Genomic DNA, 21,564 nt, shown 5'->3' with positions numbered 1-21,564 from the left:
ACCCGGGATCCATTCCGGAACGCTTCAGGCATGGATCCCGGCTCTGCGCTACGCTCCGGCCGGGATGACGATGAGAAAAGATGAGGAAATCGCTATGGCCGGGCACATCGCCTTGATGCCGACGCAGGCCATGCCTGCGACGGGCCTCGGACGCTTCGTCGGCCGGCTCGACCATGCGGTCGGCTCGCTGGTCGAGGCGATCGCGGCCGTGCTCGTCCTTGCCGAGATCGTGATCCTCGGCGCTGGCGTCACCGCCCGCTACGCCTTCCACGCCCCGCTGGTCTGGTCGGATGAACTGGCGTCGATCCTGTTCCTCTGGCTTTCCATGCTCGGCGCGGTCGTCGCGCTCAGGCGCGGCGAGCACATGCGGATGACCGGCCTCGTCTCCCGCGTCGGGCCGCAGGCGCGCATCCTGCTCGAAGCGCTCGCGATCACTGCCGCGATCGCGTTCCTGGTGATGATCCTGCCGGATGCGCTGGACTATGCCGAGGAGGAGCGCTTCATCGTCACCCCGGCGCTGGAGATCGCCAATAGCTGGCGCGCCGCGGCGCTGCCGATCGGCATAGTGCTGATGCTGTTCGCCGCCTTCTGCCGGCTGCTGCGCTTCGGCTCCTGGAAGACCGTCGTGCTGGCGGCCGGGATAACCGTGGCGCTGGTCGCCCTGCTCTATGTTGCGGGCCCGGCCCTCAAGCCGCTCGGCAAGCTCAACCTCCTGATCTTCTTCGTCGGCATCGTCGCGGCGAACGTCTTCGCCGGCGTGCCGATCGCCTTCTCCTTCGCGCTCGCCACATTCGGCTATCTCTCGCTGACGACCTCGACCCCGATGATCGTGATGGTCGGCCGGCTCGACGAGGGCATGAGCCATCTGATCCTGCTCGCCGTGCCCTTGTTCATCTTCCTCGGCGCGCTGATCGAGATGACCGGCATGGCCCGCGCCATGATCCAGTTCCTCGCCTCGCTGCTCGGCCATGTCCGGGGCGGGCTCTCCTATGTGCTGGTCGGCGCGATGTATCTGGTCTCCGGCATCTCCGGCTCGAAGATCGCCGACATGGCGGCGATCGCGCCGGTGCTCTTCCCGGAGATGCAGAAGCGCGGCGCCAAGCCGGGCGATCTCGTCGCGCTGCTCTCGGCGACGGGTGCGCAGACCGAGACGATCCCTCCATCGATCGTCTTGATCACCATCGGCTCGGTCACCGGCGTCTCGATCGCTGCCTTGTTCACCGGCGGCATGCTGCCGGCGGTCGTGCTCGGCATCGCGCTCTGCTTCGTCGTCTGGCGGCGCAATAGGGCTGAGGACCTCAGCCACGTCACCAAATATTCGAAGCGCGAGATCGGCCGGCTCTGCCTGATCGCGGCGCCCGCCATCGCGCTGCCCTTCGTGATCCGCGCTGCAGTGGTCGAAGGCGTCGCCACCGCGACCGAGGTCTCGACCATCGGCATCGCCTATGCCGTGCTGGCCGGCATCCTGATCTACCGCCAGTTCGACTGGCGCCGGCTCAAGGGCATGCTGGTCGACACCGCCTCGCTCACCGGCGCGATCATCTTCATCATCGGCTGCGCCACGGCGATGGCCTGGGGACTGACGCAGTCGGGCTTCTCGCAGGACCTTGCCAAGGTCATGGCGGCGGTACCCGGCGGCACCTGGGGCTTCCTCGCCATCTCGATCGTCGCCTTCGTCATCCTCGGCAGCGTGCTCGAGGGCATCCCGGCGATCGTGCTGTTCGGCCCGCTGCTCTTCCCGATCGCCAAGCAGATCGGCGTGCACGAGGTGCACTATGCCATGGTCGTGATCTTCGCGATGGGCATCGGGCTTTTCGCGCCGCCCTTCGGCGTCGGCTATTACGGCGCCTGCGCGATCTCGAAGATCAATCCCGACGAGGGGCTGAAATACATCTGGGGCTATGTGCTCGCCCTGCTGGTCGGCCTCGTCATCGTCGCCGCCGTGCCGTGGATCTCCATCGGCTTCCTCTAATTCCCCTCTCGAAAGCGAAAGACCAAAACCATGAGCCGCTTCTTCGGCCAGATCCGCCAGGCCGGCTATGTCGTCCCCGATATCGAGGCGGCGATGGATTACTGGAGCCGGGTGCTCGGCGTCGGGCCGTTCTTCTACAATCCCAAGGTTCCGATCAGGAACTACCGCTACAAGGGCGAGGAGTACGAGCCGCATAATTCGGTGGCGCTCGCCAATTCCGGGCCGCTGCAGATCGAGCTGATCCAGTGCCGCAACGCCGTGCCGTCCATGTACAAGGACTTCACCGATGCCGGGCATACCGGCCTGCAGCATGTGGCCTACTGGACCTCGGACTACGACGCCGACATGGAGCGGCTGCTGGCCGAGGGCTTCAAGCCGGTGATGTCGGGCGAGGTCGGGGAACGCGGCCGCTTCGTCTATTTCGACACCCACTACCATCCCGGCACGGTGATCGAGCTTTCCGAGGTCGCCGGTCCCAAGGGCGAGATGTTCCGCCTGATCCGTGACGCCGCGGACAACTGGGACGGCAAGGACCCGGTGCGGCCTTTCCCGGATCTGAGCAGGCTCTGAAGTCTTCGCCCTGGCTCTGCTGTCGTCCCGGGCGACCGCAGGGAGACCCGGGATTCATGCCTGAGCCTCACCGATAGACGCTCAGCATGGGTCCCGGATCGGCGCCGCCAAAGGCGGCTTGTCCGGGACGACCGCCATGGTGAGTATAGCGACATGTCCGCAGCCGACCGCTTCGAAGCCTCCTATCTGATCGAGACGCCGCTCGACCCGCGCAAGGTTGCGGAAGTGATGGCGGGCGAGCAGTCCTGCGGCACCTTCACCCGCGTCGCCGGGGAGACCGACGCGTTGCGCGAGCGGGCGCGGGCGGTCGTCAGCCATGTCGCGGTTCTGGAGACCGCGGACGAGCCGAGCCTTCCCAATGCCTGGCTGGCGCGCAAGGGCGTCGACGGACCCTGGCGGCGGGCGCGCGTGACCATCTCCTTCCCGGTCGACAATGTCGGCGCCAATCTCGCGACGCTGGCCTCGATCGTCGCCGGCAATCTTTACGATCTCGGCGAGGTCACCGGTCTGCGGCTCGACACGATCACGCTGCCCTGGTCCTTCCGCCGACGCTTCGCCATGCCGGCGCAGGGCATTGCCGGAACGCGCCGGCTCGCCGGAGTCACCAGCGGGCCGCTGGTCGGCTCGATCATCAAACCCAATGTCGGGCTCAGTGCCAGCGAGACGGCCGAGCTGGTCGCGGGGCTCTGCGCGGCCGGGCTCGACTTCATCAAGGACGACGAGATCTGCGCCAACCCTGTGCATGCGCCGCTCGTAGAGCGCGTGCCGGCGGTGATGGCGGCGGTGCGGCGCCATCAGGACCGGACCGGCAAGGCAGTGATGATCGCCTTCAACATCACCGACGAGACCGATGCGATGCGCCGCCATGCCGATCTGGTGGCGCGCGAGGGCGGCTCCTGCGTGATGGCGAGCCTGAACTGGTGCGGCTTCTCCGCCATCGAGACGCTGCGGCGCTCGACCGATCTCGCTTTGCACGGGCACCGCAACGGCTATGGCGCGATCTCCCGCCATCCGCTGCTCGGCATCTCCTTCCAGGCCTATCAGACGCTCTGGCGCCTCGCCGGTGTCGACCACATGCATGTCCACGGCGTGCAGGGGAAATTCGCGCAGGAGGACGAGGAGGTCGTCTCCTCGGCGCGGGACTGCGTGACGCCGCTGACCGACGGCGCCGATGACCGCGTCATGCCGGCCTTCTCCTCGGGGCAATGGGCCGGTACCGCCGAGCCGACCTTCGACGCGATCGGCCATGCCGACCTGCTCTTCATGGCGGGCGGCGGTATCCTCGCCCATCCCGGCGGGCCGGCGGCCGGCGTCGCCAGCATCCGCCAGGCCTGGGAGGCAGTGGCCGGCGGCGTGCCGGTCGCGGAGGCCGCGCAGCGGCACCCGGAACTGAAGCAGGCGCTCGACTTCTTCGGCGCGGCGGCGGGCTGAGCTGTCATGGCCGGAACGCTGCCTCGCTACGCCTGGTATGGCGACGATTTCACCGGCTCGACCGATACGCTCTCGGTGCTTGCCGAGGGCGGGCAGAAGGCGCTGCTCTTCCTGCGCATTCCGACGCGGGAGCAGCTCGCCCGAGCCGGCGATCTCGACGCGCTCGGCATCGCCGGCGCGACGCGCGCGATGGCGCCCGAGGCGATGGCGGCCGAACTCGACCCGGCCGGGCGCTTCTTCGCCGGGCTCGGAATCGCGCTGCTTCATTACAAATGCTGCTCGACCTTCGACAGCGCGCCGCATCTCGGCAGCATCGGCGCGGCGGTGCGGGCGCTGCAGCCGCATTTTCCCAACAGCCTCCTGCCGATCATTGGCGGCCAGCCCAATCTCGGGCGCTATTGCCTGTTCGGCAACCTGTTCGCCGCCGCGGGCACTGGCGGCACCGTGCACCGGATCGACCGGCATCCGACGATGAGCGTCCATCCGGCAACGCCCATGGGCGAGGCCGATCTGCGCCTGCATCTCGCGGCGCAGGGGATCGGCGTGGTCGGGCTGGTCGATTACCGCAGCTATGGCGATCCCGGTGGCCTCGCGGCACGTCTCGCCAACGGCGCCGGCCCTCTGCTCTTCGATATTGCGCGCGTCGAGGATCTCGCCGTGGCTGGCCGGGCGATCGCCGCACGGGCGGCGCTTGCGCCCATGCTCGTGGTCGGCCCGAGTTCGGTGGCGCATGCGCTGGCGGGAACGCCGCTGCTCGGTCGCATTGGGGAGGCGAGGGCCGCTGCGGCGACGCCGAAAGCGGGCGGGCCGGTGCTGGCTTTGGTCGGCAGCCTCTCGCCGGTCACGAGGGCGCAGGTCGAGGCGGCTTCGGGCTATGCCCGGATCGCCGTCGATCCCGCCCGCCTGCTCGGGGAGCGGGGCTATGCTGTGGTGCTGCGCGACGAGGCGCGGCGGTTGCTGGGGGAAGGCGATGTCATGCTGGTCACCGACCGGCCGGCCGGCGCGCCGGGCGATACCGCTAGCGTCGCCAGTGCGACGGGTGAACTCTTGCGCGCCATCGTGGCGGAGGCCGCGATCGGGCGGCTGGTGGTGGCGGGCGGCGATACCTCGACGCTCGCCGTGCGCATGCTCGACATCTGGGGGCTGTCGCATCGCGCAGCCCTGGTCCCAGGCGCGCCGCTCTGCCGCGCCCATAGCGACGATCCCCGGCTCGACGGGATCGAGATGGTGCTGAAGGGCGGCCAGATGGGGCCGCCCGACTTTTTCAGGTTGGTGGCCGGGCGCTGACGCACCCGGACCGGAGGCTTAGAACGCGACCTTGTCGGCGCCCTTGAGCTGGAGCTGCTCGCGGGCATCGTCCGGGGTTGCGATCTCGAGGCCGAGGCCCTCGACGATCTGGCGGGCGGCGCGGACCTGATCGGCGTTCGACTTGGCGAGCTGGCCCGGTCCAAGCCAGAGCGAGTCTTCCAGGCCGACGCGCAGATTGCCGCCCATCGCCACCGCCATCGCGGCGATCGGCAGCTGGTGGCGACCGGCGCCGAGCACCGACCAGTGATAGTCGTCGCCGAAGAGCCGGTCGGCCGTGCGCTTCATGTGCATGACGTCTTCCGGGTGCGGGCCGATGCCGCCGAGCAGGCCGAAGACCGACTGGACGAAGAAGGGCGGTTTCACCAGCCCGCGGTCGACGAAATGGGCCAGCGTGTAGAGATGGCCGATATCGTAGCACTCGATCTCGAAGCGCGTGCCGTTCTCGGCGCAGGTGGTCAGGATGTTGGCGATGTCCTTGAAGGTGTTCTTGAAGACGCGGTCGTCGGAGCCTTCGAGATAGGGGCGCTCCCAGTCGTGCTTGAACTCCTTGAAACGGTTCAGCATCGGGTAGAGCCCGAAGTTCATCGAGCCCATGTTGAGCGAGGCGACCTCCGGCTTGAAGTGGGCGCAGGGCTTCAGGCGTTCCTCGACCAGCATGGTCGGCGCGCCGCCGGTGGTGATGTTGATGACGCAGTTCGAGCGCTGCTTGATCACCTTGAGGAAGGGCTCGAAGGCCTCGGGCGACTGGTCGGGCTGGCCGGTTTTCGGATTGCGGGCATGGACGTGGACGAGCGCCGCGCCGGCCTCGGCCGCGCCGACGGCGGCGTCGATGATCTCATCGGGCGTCACCGGCAGATAGGGCGACATGGAGGGGGTGTGGATCGCGCCGGTGACGGCGCAGGTGATGATGACTTTGCGGTTCTTCGCCATGGTCGGGGCTCCGGTCGAGGCAGATGGGATCAGTATGGCGTCAGGTCGTCATTGCGAGGAGGCGTGAGCCGACGAAGCAATCCAGGGGCGGCAGGGCGTAGCGGCAAGTCCTCCTGGATTGCTTCGCTGCGCTCGCAATGACGGAAGCCTTTCAGTCCGGCTTGCGCTGCGAGGCGCGCTTGTGCGCCTGCAGCGCGGCGAGGCGGCTGTCGCGCCAGTCGCTCAGGCGCTTGACGCGCTCGGCTTCCTGCGCGCCGCGCCATTCGCGCATGACTTCGGCGACCGTCTCCGGCTTGAACGGGTTGCCGAGCCCTTCCGAGGATTTGACCATGCGGTCGAGCGACTCCGAATAGCGGGCGCAGTAATCGGGAATGCCGCCCGGCGCGTTGAGCTCGATGGTCTCGAACGGGCCCATGAAGGACCAGCGCAGGCCGAGCCCGTCGCGGATCGTCTTGTCGACATCCTCGGCGCTGACGACACCTTCGCCGACGAGGCGGAAGGCCTCGGCCAGCAGAACCGCCTGGAGCCGGTTGAGCACGAAGCCGGCCTTCTCCTTGCGCAGGGTGATCGGCACCTGGCCCGCCTGCTCGTAGATCCGCTTGGCTTCGGCGACGACAGCCGGATCGGTCCAGGGCGCCGGGGCGAGCTCGACGATCGGCACCAGATGCGGCGGGTTGACCGGATGGGCGACGAGGCAGCGGGAGCGTCCCGGCAGCGCTTCGGAAAAGGCCGAGGCCATGATGAAGGAGGTCGAGGAGGCGAGAATAGCGCCCGCCGGTGCGAGCCGGTCCATCTCCGCGAACAGCTCGCGCTTCGCCTCGACCGTTTCGGGACCGTTCTCCTGGGCGAGGGCGATGTCCTTCAGCGCATCAGCGAGGTCGGCCGCGACACGGATGCGGGCGAGGGCCCCCTTGGGATCGTCGACAAGGCCATGGCCGGCGAGTTCCTCGAGATTGGTGCCGATATGGGCGCGCGCCGCCTGCGCCGCCTCGTGCTTGAGATCATAGAGCGCGACCTCGAAGCCATGGCTGGCGAAGACGGTGGCCCAGGCGCGGCCGATCAGGCCCGAGCCGACAATGGCGATCTTGGTCATAAGGCGATGTCTCGATTGGTGTGGTCGGACGCGGGGAACCCCTCTCCTGGAAGCAGAGGGACAGGGGTGAGGTGTGCGGGAGAGAAGTCATTGGCTTGAACAGGGCCGTGCGGTGAGCGCTCGTGTAGCTGGTCGAACCGCCTACACCTCACCCCGCCCTCTCCTTCTAGGAGAGGGTTCCCCGCGCCTTTGCCGTCTATCGGACAGCTCATCACAGCCAAAGCACCTGCCGGCGCAGCGCCAGATCCTGGCTCAGCGCCCGCGAGGGGCCGGTATGGGTGACCTGGCCGCGTTCGAGCACGACGGTGCGGTCCGAGAGCGCGAGCGCGAGATCGAGATGGTGGTCGACGATCACGATGGCGATCTCCCGGCGCAGCTTGTCGAAGGCCTCGAACAGCTCCTCGACGACGGCGGGGGCCAGACCCTCGAACGGCTCGTCGAGCAGCAGCACCCTGGTATCGCCGGACAGTGCCCGGGCCACGGCCACCATCTGCTGTTCGCCGCCGGAGAGGTAGTCCGCAGGGGAATGCCAGCGCTGCTTGATGCGCGGGAAGAAGGAGAAGATCTTCTCGTCCTCCCAGCGCACGCCATTGCCGGTGATGCGGCGCAGGCGGCCGAGCTCCATATTGTCCTTGACGCTCATGCCGGCGAACAGGCCGCGCCCCTGCGGGACATAGGCGATGCCGGCGCGGGCGATCCTGGCCGGCGGCAGGCGGGCGATGTCGCCGCCGGCGAGCGTGATCGAGCCCTGCGCCGGCGGGGCGATGCCGGTGATCGTCTTGAGCAGGGTCGACTTGCCGGCGCCGTTGCGGCCGAGCAGGGCTACGATCTCGTTCTCGTGCACGTCGAGCGAGACCTGCCGCAGGATGTGGCTCTTGCCGTAGAAGGTGTCGACCTTGTCGAGGCCGAGCAGGACCTTGGAGCCGGCGGCGCTCTCGCGCGGCTTCTCGGCGAGCGCATGCGCGCCGGAGCCGATATAGACTTCCTGCACCTTGGGCGAAGAGCGGGCGTCCTCGACCGTACCGTCGACCAGCACCGAGCCCTCGTTCATCACCGTGACATGGTCGGCGATGGCGAAGACGCGGTCGATGTCGTGCTCGACGAGCAGCACCGGCAGGTCGCGCGAGATCGACTTGATGAGGTTGCCGACGCGCTCGCGCTCGGCCGCGGCGAGGCCGGCGAGCGGCTCGTCGAGCAGGAGCACGCGCGGGCTCGTCGCCAGTGCCAGGCTCATGTCGAGCAAGCGCTGGCCGCCATAGCTCAGCGAACCGGCTTCCGCCGCCTCGATGCCGGAGAGGCCCATGGTCGAAATGACCTGGCGGGACTCGTCGTTGATTTTTTCCAGGTCTCCCGCCGCGCGCCAGAAGCCGAAGCGTTCGGGCGCCCGCGCCTGCACGGCGAGGCGGACGTTTTCGGCGACGGAGAGCGTCGGGAACAGGTTGGTGATCTGGAAGGCGCGGCCGATGCCGGCCTGGGTGATCGCTTCGGGCGAGAGCCCGGCAATGTCGCGCTGGCGCAGGCGGACCTCGCCGCGATCGGGCGGGAACAGGCCGGAGATCAGGTTGAAGGCCGTGGTCTTGCCGGCGCCGTTCGGGCCGATCAGCGCATGCAGCTTGCGGTCGCGCATGGTGATGTCGACATTCTCGACCGCCTTGATGCCGCCGAAGCTCTTGGCGAGGCCCTTCGCGGCGAGGATCGTGCCGTCGCCGGCATCGGCCGGCTTCATGAAGGCCGGCAGCTCGACCGCGCCGGCCTTGCGGGCCGACATCGCGGCATCCTCGGCCGGGACCTTGCGGAAGGGTTTGAGCAGGCGCTGGCCGACGCCGACGAGGCCATCCGGCGAGAAGACGATGAAGGCGACGAAGAGCAGGCCGAACCAGAACAACCAGTTCTCGGTGACACTGGAGAGATAGTCGCGGAAGACGACGAAGAAGAGCGCGCCGAGCGCGGGCCCGAGGAAGGAGCGCATGCCGCCGATCACGACCATCGCCAGCAATTCGCCGGAGAAGGCGACCGAGATCGGCTCGGCCGAGGTCATGCGGTTGTTGAACAGCAGAAGCGTGCCAGCGAGACCGGTCAGCACCGCAGAAAGCGTGAAGGCGACGAGCTTGTAGCGGGTGGTGGCGTAGCCGAGGAAGCGGGCGCGCTGTTCGTTCTCGCGGATCGCGACCAGGACCGTACCGACCGGCGAGCGGTGGAAGCGCCAGAGACAGTAGACCACGCCGAAGCCGATCGTCGCGACCAGCGTGTAGAAGGGCAGGGCGGTCTCGAAGTCGATGCCGGCGAAGAGCGGGCGCTTGATGCCGCCGAGCCCGTCCTCGCCGCCGGTGACCGAGGTCCAGCGGAAGGCGACCGAATAGATCATCGCGGTCAGCGCCAGCGTCAGCAGCGAGAAGTAGACGCCCCTGCGGCGCAGGATCAGTGCGCCGAAGGTGACGGCGACGAGACCGACGAAGACAAGCGCCAGCAGGATCGGCAGCGCGAACTGGCCGGGCAGCCAGTTGCGCTGGATCAGGCCGGCTGCATAGGCGGCGAGGCCGAACCAGGCGCCATGGCCGAAGGAGACCAGGCCGGTCGTGCCGACGAGGATGTTCAGCGCCATGCAGGCGATGGCGAAGACGACGACCTCGGTGGCCGAGGTCGTGCCGAGGCCGATGGCATGCATCAGCGAGGGCAGGGCGGCCAGGCCGATGGCGGCGATGGCGAGCGGGAGATAGTCGCGTGCGGTCGGGTTCATCGCGGCCTCACTCGAAGCGCTGGATGCGCTCGCCGAACAGGCCGCGCGGACGGAAGAGGAGGACGAGCAGCATCATCAGGTAGATCACGGCCGTCGACCATTGCGTGAAGCCGAGCCCGATGGTGATGCCCTTGACGAGGCCGACCATGATGGCCGCGACGACGACGCCCCAGAAGGAGCCGAGCCCGCCGATGACGACGACGACGAAGGCCGGGGTGATGATCTCCTGCCCCATGGCGGGATGGATCGAGTAGATCGGCGCCAGGAGCACGCCGGCGAGGCCGGCCAGGCCGATGCCGATGCCGGCGATCGCCATCATGTAGGGCTGCAGGGAGATGCCGAGCGCGCCGACCATGTCGGGGTTCTGGACGCCGGCCCGCACGACGCGGCCGAAGGCGGTGCGCTGCAGCAGGAACCAGAGGCCGATCACGCAGGCCGCCGCGATCAGCAGCAGCAGGGCGCGGTAGCGAGAATAGATGAAGTCGCCGATGAAGATCTGGCCGCGCAGCTCCGGCGGAATCGAGAAGGAGAGCGGCGGCGCACCGAAGATCATGCGCAGGGTCTGCTCGGCGACCATGGCGAGGCCGAAGGTCAAAAGCAGGGACAGGATCGGGTCCGAGCGGTAGAAGCGCTGGAACAGCCCGCGCTCGATGACGATGCCGAGCAAGGCGACGAGCACTGGCGAGGCGATGATCGCGCCGCCGAAGCCGATATGCGGCGCCAGCACGATCGTGAGATAGGCGCCGATCGCATAGAAGGCGCCGTGCGCGAGGTTGACGATGCCGCCGAGCGAGAAGATCAGCGACAGGCCGAGCGCGATCAGGAGGTAATAGACCCCGTCGAGCAGCCCGTTCAGCACCTGCTGGATGAAAAGGGTGAGCAAGGGAATGCCTTTGCAGTTTCGATCCGTCTACCGCGCGGTCATCCCGGGCGACCGAAGGGAGACCCGGGATCCATGCCTGAACGGTTCAGGCATGGATCCCGGATCGGCGCCGCTGCCGCGGCTTGTCCGGGATGACCCCGCAGAGAAGCGCGGGCTGCTCAGCTCATCTTGCAGACGGCTTCGTCGCCCTGGGTCGCGATGACCTCCATGCTCTCGTTCGGGCCGGGGATCGGCGGCGAGGAGGTGAAGAGGTCCCACTGGTTCTTGACCTTGGCGGCCGGCAGCGCGGTGATCGCGTACATCTCGCTGATCAGCTGATGGTCGGAGGCGCGGAAATAGCCTTCGCGCGTCTTCAGCACATCGAACTTGGCGCCCTTCTCGAGATGCTCGAGGATCTTGGCGGTCTCGGCGCTCTTCAGCTCGTTCATCGACTGGGCCATCATCTTCACGGCCATGTAGTCGCCCCAGGCCTGGTTCTCCGGGGGCTTGCCGTATTTCTTGGTGAAGGCGGCGACGAAGGTCTTGGTGCCGGGGGTCTCGATCAGATGGTGCCAGACGCAGGGCCAGATGCCGCCGAAATTGTCCTTGCCGGCGGCCCAGGCGAGCGCGGTGTCGAAGCCGAAGCCGGCGACCGGGAAGGTCAGACCGAATTCGGAATACTGCTTGAGGAAGTTGGTGATCTGGTTGCCGGCGAGGTTCGAGATCACGAGGTCGGGCTTGGCGGCGCGGATTTCGAGCAGCAGGGCGGAGAAGTCGGTCGCGTCGGTCGGGACCAGCTTGTCGGCGGCGAACTGGCCGCCATTGGCCTCCATGAAGCGCTTGGCGACCTTGAGAAGGTCATGGCCGAAGGCGTAGTCGGCGGTGAGCGAGAACCACTTCTTGCCCTTGACCAGGCCCTGCTCCATCAGCGCCCGGCCGCAGCTCTTCACATACATCGAGTTCTGATGCTCGACATGGAACATGTAGCGGTTGCAGTTCTCGCCGCGCAGCGCGTCCGAATTGGCGCCGGTGTTGACGAACAGCGTCTTGGTCCGGCCGGCGACCTGCGCGATCGTCAGCGCCGAGGCGGAGGAAATCTCACCGATGATACAGGCGACCTTGTCGCGCTCGACCATGCGCTCGGCCTTGGTCGAGGCGGTCTGGGGATTGACCGAGTCTTCCTTCAGCAGCTCGAGCTTGCGGCCGTTGATGCCGCCGGCGGCATTGATCTCCTCGGCGGCGAGGTCGGCCGCCATGACGCCGTACTCGCCGAGCGGGCCAAGGAAGCCGGTGCGCGGCGTCAGGTGTCCGAAGCGGATCGCATCGGGCGTCTGCGCCAGGATGATCGACGGGCTCGCGATCAGCCCCGTCGCGGTCACGCCGATGCCGGCCAGTGCCTGACGGCGCGAAAGGCCGGTTTTCTTTTGATCTGACATTTGGTTCCTCCCAGAACGCATGCCGCGCCTCTTGGCGTCGGCGTTTCGCTGTCGTTCGTCTCGTTTGCGGTCTTCGTGCCGCTTGTCGTGATCTGTGATCACAGTTAGGTTGGCAGACATGACCGCCCCTGTCCAGTCCTCGCGCCGTTCGCCCACATCGGGCTTGGCCGCCGCTGCCCCCGCGGCGCCGGAGGGCGGCGCTCTCGACGAGATCGGCTCGCTCGCCCGCGAGACGCTGGGCGAAAGGGTGACCGAGGAATTGCGCGCGCTGCTGGTCTCGGGGCGCCTCGCACCGGGCGAAAAGCTCTCGCTTCGCCGCGTCGCCGAGGCACTCGGGGTCTCGATGATGCCGGTGCGCGAGGCGGTGAACCGGCTCGTCGCCGACAAGGCGCTCGAGGTCCTGCCGGGCCGGGCGGTGCGGGTACCGGTGCTGACCCTGGCGCAGTTCCGCGAGCTGACCCGGGTTCGCCTCGTCGTCGAGGGTTTCGCCGCCGAGGAGGCGACGAAGATCGCGACGCCGAACCAGATCGCCGTTATCGCCAGCCATGAGCAGGCCTTTCGCAAGGCCGCGAGCGCCGACCCACCGGACCTCGCGGGCGCGGTCGCTGCCAACCGAAATCTGCATTTCGCGCTCTACGAGGCTGCCGGGATGCCGCTTCTGGTCGAGACGATCGAGCGCCTCTGGCTCAAGGCCGGGCCGATCCTCAATCTCGACATGCGCGCCGAGGCCCGCCGGCTCGACCGCGGCAGCGCGGTGCTGATGCATGCGGCGCTGGTCGTGGCGCTGCGCGAACGCGACCCGGCGGCGGCCCGCAAGGCCCTGGCGGAGGATATCCAGCAGGCGGCGGACCATATCGAGGGCACGGGAAGGCTCGCCTCAGGCTAGGGCCGGCAAGCGATCGCAATCACGGCCGGCAATGACCGGCAAACGACAAAAGGCAAAGGGACGGAAACGATGGATTTGACGATCAAGGGCCTGCGCGTGCTGGTGACGGCGGGTGCCAACGGTATCGGCCGCGCGACGGCACGGGCCTTCGCGGCGGAGGGCGCCAAGGTCCATATCTGCGATGTCGACGAGAAGGCGCTCGCCGAAATGGCGCAGAGCGATCCTGCGATCACGCGCTCGGTCTGCGACGTCTCCGACCGCAAGGCGGTGGCGCGGCTGTTCGAGGAGACAATCGGGACGCTCGGCGGGCTCGATTGCCTGGTCAACAATGCCGGCATCGCCGGGCCGACCGGCCGCGTCGACGAGATCGCGCCGGAGGACTGGGACGCTTGCGTCGCCATCGACCTGACCGGCCAGTTCAACTGCACCCGGCTTGCGGTCGAGCACCTCAAGCAGTCGAAAAACGCCTCGATCGTCAACCTCTCCAGCCAGGCTGGCAAGCATGGCTTCCCGCTGCGCTCGCCCTATGCGGCGGCGAAATGGGGCGTGATCGGCTTCACCAAGGCGCTTTCGGCCGAGCTCGGCGAATTCGGCATCCGGGCGAACGCGATCTGCCCTGGCCTGGTCGACGGCCCGCGCATCCAGAGCGTGATCGCCAACAAGGCGCGCTCGCTCAACGTCTCGCATGAGGAGATGACCGGGCGGCTCTTCGCCGGCGTCTCGATCAAGCAGTTCGTCGACCCCAACGACATCGCCAAGCAGATCGTCTTCCTGGCCTCGCCCTTCGCCAAGACGATTTCGGGACAGGAGATCTCGGTCTGCGGCGATACGCGCATGCTGAGCTGAGAGGCGGGCCGGTCATGCTCGCCCTTGTGGCGAGCATGACCGGCTTGAACACGACACTGCCCAAAGGAAGACGTGGATGGTCGAGACAAGCCCGACCATGACACCAGAGTTCGCGGCCCGCTTGCCCTGTACCTTCCGCCCTTAATCGCCTAGAGGATGCCGCTTGGACAGGAGCGGCGGCTTGGCGAAGGGCGTGCATCACGAATTCGGGGCCGGGGCAGGCCATGACGATGGCGAGGGATCGAGCGATCGCTCCTTCGGCTTCGTCTTCGCGGCCGTCTTCGCGCTGATCGGCCTCTACAACGCCTGGCATCACGGGCGAGCCTGGCCCTGGCTTGCGCTCATCGCGGCAGGCTTTCTTGCCGTTGCGCTGATCCGGCCTGCGCTGCTCGCGCGGCTGAACAGGCTCTGGATGAAATTCGGCCTGTTGCTGGCGATGATCATCAACCCGATCGTGCTCGGCATCCTGTTCTTCCTCGTCTTCACGCCGATGGCGCTGGTCGCCCGGCTGGTCGGCAAGGATTTTCTCAAGCTCAGGTCTCAGCCGGAGGCGAAGAGCTACTGGGTCGTCCGCGATCCGCCGGGGCCGGAACCGGTCTCGATGAAAGACCAGTTCTGACAGGGAAACACCGATGTCGTTCCTGCGCGAGTTCTTCCGCTTCATGGCGGCGCGAAAGAAGTTCTGGCTGGCGCCGATCCTCCTGATGTGCGTGCTGCTCGGCGGCCTGCTGTTCCTGACCAAGGGCAGCGCGATCGCGCCCTTCATCTACACGCTGTTCTGAGCTGCAGGCGGATGCGCATTCTCGGCATATCCGGGCTCTATCACGACAGCGCGGCTGCGCTGGTCGTCGACGGGCGGATCGAGGCGGCGGTGCAGGAGGAGCGCTTCACCCGCAAGAAGCACGACGCCGAGTTCCCGAAACATGCGGTCGAGTACTGCCTTTCGGTCGCCGGTTGCGGGCTCGACGAACTCGATGCGGTGGTCTTCTACGACAAGCCCTTCATCAAGTTCGAGCGCCTGCTCGAAACCTATCTCTCCTTCGCGCCGCGCGGCTTCCAGTCGTTCAAGATGGCGATGCCGCTCTGGCTGCGCGAAAAGCTGTTCCAGAAGCAGATCATCGCCAAGGAGTTGAAGAAGCTCAGCCCCGGCTTCGATGTCGAGAAGCTGCTCTTCACCGAGCATCATCTCTCGCACGCCGCCTCCGCCTTCTATCCCTCGCCATTCGAGGAAGCGGCGATCCTGACCATGGACGGGGTCGGCGAATGGGCGACGATGACGCTCGCCGTCGGCAAGGGCAACGATCTCAAGGTCCACAAGGAGCTGCATTTCCCGCATTCGCTCGGGCTGCTCTACTCGGCGGTGACCTATTACATCGGCTTCAAGGTCAATTCCGGCGAGTACAAGGTGATGGGCCTCGCGCCCTATGGCGAGCCGCGCTTCGCCAGGCTGATGCTGGAGAAACTCGTCGACCTCAAGGAAGACGGCACCTTCCATCTCGACCAGAGCTACTTCAACTACAGCGTCGGTCTGACCATGACCAACGACAAGTTCGCCGCGCTGTTCGGCGAGCCGGTGCGCGGGCCGGAGCAGTTGCTGACCCAGTTCCACATGGACATGGCGGCCTCGATCCAGGCGGTGACCGAGGAGATCGTGCTGAGGCTCGCGCGTTCGGTGCGGGCCGAGACCGGCATGAAGAACCTCTGCCTCGCCGGCGGTGTCGCATTGAATTGCGTCGCCAATGGCAAGCTGCTGCGCGAGGGCATCTTCGAGTGCTTGTGGATCCAGCCGGCGGCGGGCGATGCCGGCGGTGCGCTGGGCGCCGCGCTCGCGGGCTACCACCTCTTCCATGGCAAGCCGCGCGACGTCCCTGCCAAGGGCGACGCGATGCGCGGCAGCTATCTCGGCCCGAGCTTCAGTGAGGCCGAGATCGAGGCCGAGCTGACGGCCGCCGGGGCGAAGTTCGACGTTCTGGACGATGCCGCATTGATCGAGGCGACGGCGCAGGGTCTCGCGGACGGCAAGGCGGTCGGCTGGATGCAGGGGCGGATGGAGTTCGGCCCGCGTGCGCTTGGCGGCCGCTCGATCCTCGGCGATCCGCGCTCCCCGGCGATGCAGAAGACGCTCAATCTCAAGGTGAAATACCGCGAGAGCTTCCGGCCTTTCGCGCCGTCCGTGCTGCGCGAGGATGTCGCCGACTGGTTCGAGCTCGACGGCGACTCGCCCTATATGCTGCTGGTCGCCGATGTGCGCGAGGAATTGCGCCGCGAGATGACGGCGGAAGAGAAGGCGCTGTTCGGCATCGACAAGCTGAACGTGCCGCGCTCGAGCATTCCGGCCGTGACCCATGTCGACTATTCGGCCCGCATCCAGACGGTCCATGCCGAGACCAATCCGCGCTATCACCAGCTGATCTCGCGCTTCAAGGCGCTGACCGGCTGTCCGGTCGTGGTCAATACCTCCTTCAACGTCCGCGGCGAGCCGATCGTCTGCAGCGCGACCGACGCCTTCCGCTGCTTCATGGGCTCGGAGATCGAGCTTTTGGTCGTCGGCGACTGCATCCTGCGCAAGGAGGATCAGGACCCGGCGCTGAAGCTCGACTACAAGGAAGCCTTCGAGCTCGACTGAGGAGCGCGGGGATAAGATCGCAAACAATCCCCGTCGCTGTGGGAGCCCGCATAATCGGCCGGCATGGCGCGCCTCCCGCGTGCCGATCCGACCTTGCGAGGCCCCATGAGCGAAACCCCGCGTCTCGGCCTGCCCCTGCTCGCCGCCGGGCAGGCACAGAAGCATGTCACCCACAATGATGCGCTGATGCGGCTCGATGCACTCGTGCATCTGGTCGTCGCCAGCCGCACGCAGACCGCAGCGCCAGCGTCGCCGGCTGAGACCGCGGCCTATATCGTCCCGGCCGGCGGCAGCGGCGCCTTCGCCGGTCGTCAGGATGAACTCGCCATCTTCGAGGACGGCGCCTGGAGCTTCCTGCCACCGCGCGCCGGCTGGCAGGCGTGGGTGAGCGACGAGGCCGAGCACCATGTCTGGACCGGCTCGCAATGGCGCCGCTCGCAACCCGAAAGCAGCCTGGGCGCTGCGCTCTGGGGGGTGAACGCAACGGCCGATGCGACGAACCGGCTTGCCGTCTCGGCCGACGCCACATTGTTCAACCATGCCGGCACGGATCACAGGCTCAAGCTCAACAAGGCGAGCGCGGCGCGCACGGCAAGCCTGCTGTTCCAGGATGATTGGTCCGGCCGGGCCGAGATCGGGCTCGCCGGTGACGATCAGTTCCGGATCAAGGTCAGCGCCGACGGCGCGAACTGGACCGAGGCGCTGGTCGTCGACCGGGCGAGCGGGCTGGTCAGCTTGCCGGCGAGCGACTGGGCGCGCGACGTGCCGCGGCCGAACCTGCTGATCAATGGCGACTGGCAGGTCAACCAGCGTGGCTTCGCCGGTGGAGCGCTGACGGCGGGCGCATTCGCCTATGACCGCTGGAAGGCGCATGCGGGCGGCGCCACGCTCAGCCGCAGCGGCTTCGATCTGACCCTGACCTCCGGCGCGATCCAGCAGATCGTCGAGCCGGCGCTCTGGGGCCTGTCGTCCTTCGCATCGACGCCGCTCTGCCTGTCTGTCGAGGACTTGAGCGGCGGCGATCTCGAGGTGACGCTCGGCAGCGTCTCGGGAACGATCACCGCCGGAAGCGGCCGGCGCTTCGTCATCTTGACGCCGGCGGTCGGCGACAGCGGCAATCTCGCGGTCCAGATCGCACCCTCGGCGGGAGCAGTTACATTCCGTGCGATCAAGCTCGAAACGGGAAACGCGCCGAGCCCATGGCTGGCGCGCAATCAGACGCAAGAGCGGCAGCTCTGCGAGCGCTATCATTGGCGCCCGGGCATGCCGGTCCACCTCGACTGCTATCATGCCGCCTTTGGCTACATGCAGCAGCTGCTGAAGTTTCCGGTCGCGATGCGGGCGATGCCGGCCGCAAGCTACACGGTCATAGCCGAGGCCAACATCTATGGTGGCGAGAGGTGGATCACGCCGAACTCCACCGCCATTGCGGTCGCCTCGATCCGCGCCTCGGCGGAGGGGCGCACCTATGCCAGCTTCGACGAGATCGCCTTCGACGCCGAACTCTGATCGGTGGGCCGTTCAGGGCGCAGCTCGTCCCGAAGCGATCGCGCTCTCATCGATCCTGCCGATTGGACGGGCGCGGTGCTCTGGCTCGATCAGGCCTTGAAGACGTGCGCTGCGCCGACGCCCTTGCGGGCACAGACATTGCGGGTATCGACCACGAGCTTCGCATTGGCGACGACCGAGGCGTAGTCGACATCGTCATGGTCGGTCGCGATCAGCACGGCATCGTAGCCGGCGAGCGCCTCCTTGCCGATCGGAACGCTCTTGCGGCCGGTCAGCTCGGGGTGCTCGCGGGTCGGCGTGATCACCGGGATGAAGGGATCGTGGAAGGCGACCGTTGCGCCGCGCTTCTCGATCAGCTCGATCAGCTTGAGCGAGGGGCTCTCGCGCATGTCGTCGATGTTCTTCTTGTAGGCGATGCCGAGGATCAGGATCTTGGCATCGCTGAGATTCTTGCGGCCCTCGGAATCGAGCAGCCGGGCGAGCTGGTCGACCACCTGATAGGGCATGCGGGTGTTGATCTCGCCGGCAAGCTCGATGAAGCGGGTCGTGATGTCGTATTCCCGCGCCTTCCAGGTCAGGTAGAACGGATCGATCGGGATGCAGTGCCCTCCGAGCCCCGGTCCCGGATAGAAGGGCATGAAGCCGAAGGGCTTGGTCTTGGCGGCGTCGATTACCTCCCAGACGTCGATGCCCATCGCGGCGTAGACCGTCTTCAGCTCGTTGACGAGCGCGATGTTGACGGCGCGGAAAATGTTCTCCGTGAGCTTCACCGCTTCTGCCGTCGCGGTCGAGGAAACCGGCACAGCCTTGACGACGAGGGCGCCGTAGAGTGCCAGCGACATCGCCAGTGCGTCGGCGCCGTCGCCGCCGACGATCTTGGGAATCGTCGACGTCCCGAAATCGGGATTGCCGGGGTCCTCGCGCTCCGGCGAGAAGGCGAGGAAGAAGTCCTTGCCACTCGTCAGCGCGCTCGTGCTTTCGAGGATCGGTCGCATCACCTCCTCGGTCGTGCCGGGATAGGTGGTCGATTCCAGCACGACGAGCTGGCCCTTGCGGAGGCGCTGAGCGATCGCTTCCGTCGTTCTGACGACATAGGACAGGTCGGGTTCGCGATATTTGGTCAGCGGCGTCGGCACGGCGATGAGCAGCGCATCGGGCTCGCCAAGCCGGTCGAAATCGGTCGTTGCGACAAAGCGGCCGGTGCGGGTTCCCTCGACGATCAGGTCCATCGGAATATGCTTGATCGCGATCTGGCCGGCATTGAGCGCATCGACGCGCTTCTGGTCGATGTCGAAGCCGATGACCTTGATGCCCTGCCGGAGCGCCGCGAGTGCGAGCGGGATGCCGACATAGCCGAGACCGATGACCCCGATCACGATGGAACGGTCATCGACACGCTCGATGAACTGCTCGGCCACTGAGGACGTCACGGAACCTCCGGGAAATGCGGCGAAACACGCGACCACGCGCTTTCGTGCCGAGGCTGTCCCAGAGTTGCCGGGCGTCGTCAACAGCGGGCAATGCCGTGCCTCGACGACCGGCAGCAGCTCTCAGTGAATTTCCGGCTCCGCCACCTTGGCCGTGCCGGTGAGGTAGTCGAAATCGCAGCCCTTGTCGGCCTGCTGGATGTGGGCAGCGGACATTTTGCCCCAGCCGCGCGGATAGTCGCGGTCGGGCGGCGTCCAGCTCTTCAGGCGCTCGGCGATCTCCTCGGGCGTGAGATCGACCGAGATTCTGCGAGCCTCGACATCGACCCTGATGATGTCGCCAGTCTTCACCGCCGCGAGCGGGCCCTTGATGTAGGCTTCCGGCGCGATGTGGAGGACGCAGGCGCCGTAGCTGGTGCCGGACATGCGGGCGTCGGAGAGCCTGAGCATGTCGCGCACCCCCTGCTTCAGCAGCTTCTTCGGGATCGGCAGCATGCCCCATTCCGGCATGCCGGGGCCGCCGACCGGGCCGCAATTCTTCAGCACCATGATGTGCTCGGCGGTGACGTCGAGATTCTCGTCGTTCACCGCCCGCATCATCGCGTCATAGTCCTCGAAGACGAGCGCAGGGCCGGCGTGCTTCAAGAGGCGCGACTCGGCGGCCGAAGGCTTGATGACGCAGCCATCGGGGGCGAGGTTGCCCTTGAGCACGGCGAGCCCGTTGGCGGTCGACACCGCCTTGTCGAGCGGGCGGATGACGTTGTCGTCATAGACCTGGGCGAGGGCGATCGTCTCCGAAATCGGCTTGCCGGTGACGGTCATCGCGTCGGTGTGGAGCTTGCTCTCGAGCTGCTTCAGCAGGGCAGGGAGTCCGCCGGCGTAGAAGAAATCCTCCATAAGGAATTCGCCGGAAGGCCGCAGATTGGCGATGACCGGCACCTTGCGCGAGAATTCGTCGAAATCGTCGGGGGTGAGCGGCACGCCGGCGCGCCCTGCCATGGCGACGAGATGGATGATCGCATTGGTCGAGCCGGCGACCGCCATGTGGACGGTGAGCGCGTTCTCGAAGCTCTTGCGGGTCAGGATGCGGTCCGGCGTCAGGTCTTCCCAGACCATTTCGACGATGCGCTTGCCGGCAGCCGCCGCCATGCGCGGATGGGCGGCGTCGGCGGCGGGGATGGCCGAGGCGCCGGGAAGGGTAAGGCCGAGCACCTCGGCATGGCTCATCATCGTCGCGGCCGTGCCCATCACCATGCAGGTGCCGTGCGAGCGCGCGATGCCGCTCTCCATGTCGCGCCACTGGTCGTCGGAGATGTTGCCGGCCTCCTTCTCGGCCCAGTACTTCCAGACGTCCGCGCCGGAACCCAGCACCTTGCCGGCCCAGTTGCCGCGCAGCATCGGCCCGGCCGGCACGAAGATGAAGGGCAGGCCGGCGCTGCAGGCGCCCATGATCAGGGCCGGGGTCGACTTGTCGCAACCGCCAAGCAGCACCGCGCCGTCGAGGGGATGGGAGCGGATCGATTCCTCCGCCTCCATCGCCAGGAAGTTGCGATAGAGCATGGTCGTCGGCTTCTGGTACTGCTCTGAGGCCGACATCACGGGGATCTCGACCGGGAAGCCGCCGGCCGCCCAGACTGCGCGCTTCACCGCCTCGGCACGGTCGCGCAGATGGGTGTGGCAGGGGTTGATCTCGGACCAGGTGTTGAGGATGCCGATCACCGGCTTGCCCATGAACTCGTCATGGTTCAGCCCCATCTGCAGCGCCCGCGAGCGATGTCCGAAGGAGCGCAGGTCGCTGGCGCCGAACCAGCGCTTCGAGCGTAGCGTGTCGGGCGTCTTGCGGGGATAGGACATCGGCGTTTCCTCGAATTCTTGGTGTTCTAAGTTTTGCTCATGACGGGCACTGCCGTCATGCTCGCCCTTGTGGCGAG

General features: G+C 67.0%; 17 protein-coding genes. 10 read left to right on the top strand and 7 right to left on the bottom strand.

The genetic code is table 11. The annotated features are described in order from the left end of the window. The first annotated feature begins 94 nt into the window (after positions 1-94). The 4 genes from AC1REK_RS09540 (at position 95) to AC1REK_RS09525 (ending at position 5,260) form a co-directional block, all read left to right on the top strand. Positions 95-1,972, top strand: a complete 1,878-nt coding sequence (locus tag AC1REK_RS09540; protein ID WP_414645012.1) for a TRAP transporter large permease — start codon at positions 95-97, stop codon at positions 1,970-1,972. 30 nt (positions 1,973-2,002) lie between these two features. Beyond that, on the top strand, positions 2,003-2,542 hold the full coding sequence (locus AC1REK_RS09535; RefSeq protein WP_492268248.1) for a VOC family protein: 540 nt from the start codon (positions 2,003-2,005) through the stop codon (positions 2,540-2,542). 153 nt (positions 2,543-2,695) lie between these two features. Continuing rightward, a complete protein-coding gene (locus AC1REK_RS09530; RefSeq protein ID WP_492268249.1) occupies positions 2,696-3,973 on the top strand; it encodes a ribulose-bisphosphate carboxylase large subunit family protein in 1,278 nt (425 codons plus the stop codon). Between the two features lie 6 nt (positions 3,974-3,979). Next, positions 3,980-5,260, top strand: coding sequence for a four-carbon acid sugar kinase family protein (locus AC1REK_RS09525; protein ID WP_492268250.1), 1,281 nt, complete (start codon positions 3,980-3,982; stop codon positions 5,258-5,260). 18 nt (positions 5,261-5,278) lie between these two features. Here AC1REK_RS09525 and kce read toward each other — a convergent pair whose 3' ends face one another. The 5 genes from kce to AC1REK_RS09500 all read right to left on the bottom strand — a co-directional run bounded on the left by kce (position 5,279) and on the right by AC1REK_RS09500 (position 12,339). After that, entirely contained in the window at positions 5,279-6,211 is a 933-nt protein-coding gene (gene kce / locus AC1REK_RS09520) for a 3,5-dioxohexanoate:acetyl-CoA acetone transferase (protein WP_316016905.1), read from the bottom strand. A 151-nt stretch (positions 6,212-6,362) separates the two neighbouring features. Beyond that, entirely contained in the window at positions 6,363-7,304 is a 942-nt protein-coding gene (locus tag AC1REK_RS09515) for a 3-hydroxyacyl-CoA dehydrogenase (RefSeq protein WP_327523972.1), read from the bottom strand. Positions 7,305-7,515: 211 nt separating this feature from the next. Beyond that, positions 7,516-10,041 (bottom strand): branched-chain amino acid ABC transporter ATP-binding protein/permease, encoded by a 2,526-nt coding sequence (locus AC1REK_RS09510; protein WP_492268251.1) that lies wholly within the window; start codon positions 10,039-10,041, stop codon positions 7,516-7,518. A gap of 7 nt (positions 10,042-10,048) precedes the next feature. Then, a complete protein-coding gene (locus AC1REK_RS09505) occupies positions 10,049-10,930 on the bottom strand; it encodes a branched-chain amino acid ABC transporter permease (RefSeq protein ID WP_327524043.1) in 882 nt (293 codons plus the stop codon). Between the two features lie 152 nt (positions 10,931-11,082). Beyond that, positions 11,083-12,339 (bottom strand): ABC transporter substrate-binding protein, encoded by a 1,257-nt coding sequence (locus AC1REK_RS09500; protein ID WP_327523974.1) that lies wholly within the window; start codon positions 12,337-12,339, stop codon positions 11,083-11,085. A 118-nt stretch (positions 12,340-12,457) separates the two neighbouring features. On the opposite strand from AC1REK_RS09500, the gene AC1REK_RS09495 reads away from it, so the two are divergent. The 6 genes from AC1REK_RS09495 (at position 12,458) to AC1REK_RS09470 (ending at position 18,206) form a co-directional block, all read left to right on the top strand. Beyond that, on the top strand, positions 12,458-13,225 hold the full coding sequence (locus AC1REK_RS09495) for a GntR family transcriptional regulator (RefSeq protein ID WP_492268252.1): 768 nt from the start codon (positions 12,458-12,460) through the stop codon (positions 13,223-13,225). Positions 13,226-13,294: 69 nt separating this feature from the next. Continuing rightward, positions 13,295-14,071 carry an SDR family oxidoreductase gene (locus tag AC1REK_RS09490; protein ID WP_492268253.1) on the top strand — a complete coding sequence of 259 codons (777 nt, stop codon included), beginning with the start codon at positions 13,295-13,297 and terminating at the stop codon, positions 14,069-14,071. A gap of 181 nt (positions 14,072-14,252) precedes the next feature. Next, positions 14,253-14,690 carry an SxtJ family membrane protein gene (locus tag AC1REK_RS09485; protein WP_316016898.1) on the top strand — a complete coding sequence of 146 codons (438 nt, stop codon included), beginning with the start codon at positions 14,253-14,255 and terminating at the stop codon, positions 14,688-14,690. Between the two features lie 13 nt (positions 14,691-14,703). Next, on the top strand, positions 14,704-14,853 hold the full coding sequence (locus AC1REK_RS09480) for a DUF5989 family protein (protein WP_184231721.1): 150 nt from the start codon (positions 14,704-14,706) through the stop codon (positions 14,851-14,853). A gap of 11 nt (positions 14,854-14,864) precedes the next feature. Next, on the top strand, positions 14,865-16,697 hold the full coding sequence (locus tag AC1REK_RS09475) for a carbamoyltransferase family protein (protein WP_492268254.1): 1,833 nt from the start codon (positions 14,865-14,867) through the stop codon (positions 16,695-16,697). A gap of 105 nt (positions 16,698-16,802) precedes the next feature. Continuing rightward, a complete protein-coding gene (locus AC1REK_RS09470; protein ID WP_492268255.1) occupies positions 16,803-18,206 on the top strand; it encodes a DUF2793 domain-containing protein in 1,404 nt (467 codons plus the stop codon). Positions 18,207-18,295: 89 nt separating this feature from the next. Here the strand turns inward: AC1REK_RS09470 and AC1REK_RS09465 are convergent, their stop codons facing one another. Next, positions 18,296-19,636, bottom strand: a complete 1,341-nt coding sequence (locus AC1REK_RS09465) for a nucleotide sugar dehydrogenase (protein ID WP_492268256.1) — start codon at positions 19,634-19,636, stop codon at positions 18,296-18,298. Between the two features lie 120 nt (positions 19,637-19,756). After that, on the bottom strand, positions 19,757-21,487 hold the full coding sequence (gene araD, locus AC1REK_RS09460; protein WP_492268257.1) for an L-arabinonate dehydratase: 1,731 nt from the start codon (positions 21,485-21,487) through the stop codon (positions 19,757-19,759). Positions 21,488-21,564: the final 77 nt, after the last annotated feature.

This window comes from Allobosea sp. GW823-FHT02B03, assembly GCF_058797755.1.
This window is presented reverse-complemented; position numbering and strand designations above follow the sequence as displayed.

Excerpts from the sequence above, each read along its gene's own strand:
- AC1REK_RS09525 (WP_492268250.1), top strand. The coding sequence starts at position 3,980 with ATGGCCGGAACGCTGCCTCGCTACGCCTGGTATGGCGACGATTTCACC.
- AC1REK_RS09540 (WP_414645012.1), top strand. The coding sequence starts at position 95 with ATGGCCGGGCACATCGCCTTGATGCCGACGCAGGCCATGCCTGCGACG.
- AC1REK_RS09510 (WP_492268251.1), bottom strand. The coding sequence starts at position 10,041 with ATGAACCCGACCGCACGCGACTATCTCCCGCTCGCCATCGCCGCCATC.
- AC1REK_RS09480 (WP_184231721.1), top strand. The coding sequence starts at position 14,704 with ATGTCGTTCCTGCGCGAGTTCTTCCGCTTCATGGCGGCGCGAAAGAAG.
- araD (WP_492268257.1), bottom strand. The coding sequence starts at position 21,487 with ATGTCCTATCCCCGCAAGACGCCCGACACGCTACGCTCGAAGCGCTGG.
- kce (WP_316016905.1), bottom strand. The coding sequence starts at position 6,211 with ATGGCGAAGAACCGCAAAGTCATCATCACCTGCGCCGTCACCGGCGCG.
- AC1REK_RS09500 (WP_327523974.1), bottom strand. The coding sequence starts at position 12,339 with ATGTCAGATCAAAAGAAAACCGGCCTTTCGCGCCGTCAGGCACTGGCC.
- AC1REK_RS09470 (WP_492268255.1), top strand. The coding sequence starts at position 16,803 with ATGAGCGAAACCCCGCGTCTCGGCCTGCCCCTGCTCGCCGCCGGGCAG.
- AC1REK_RS09515 (WP_327523972.1), bottom strand. The coding sequence starts at position 7,304 with ATGACCAAGATCGCCATTGTCGGCTCGGGCCTGATCGGCCGCGCCTGG.
- AC1REK_RS09535 (WP_492268248.1), top strand. The coding sequence starts at position 2,003 with ATGAGCCGCTTCTTCGGCCAGATCCGCCAGGCCGGCTATGTCGTCCCC.
- AC1REK_RS09490 (WP_492268253.1), top strand. The coding sequence starts at position 13,295 with ATGGATTTGACGATCAAGGGCCTGCGCGTGCTGGTGACGGCGGGTGCC.
- AC1REK_RS09530 (WP_492268249.1), top strand. The coding sequence starts at position 2,696 with ATGTCCGCAGCCGACCGCTTCGAAGCCTCCTATCTGATCGAGACGCCG.
- AC1REK_RS09495 (WP_492268252.1), top strand. The coding sequence starts at position 12,458 with ATGACCGCCCCTGTCCAGTCCTCGCGCCGTTCGCCCACATCGGGCTTG.
- AC1REK_RS09475 (WP_492268254.1), top strand. The coding sequence starts at position 14,865 with ATGCGCATTCTCGGCATATCCGGGCTCTATCACGACAGCGCGGCTGCG.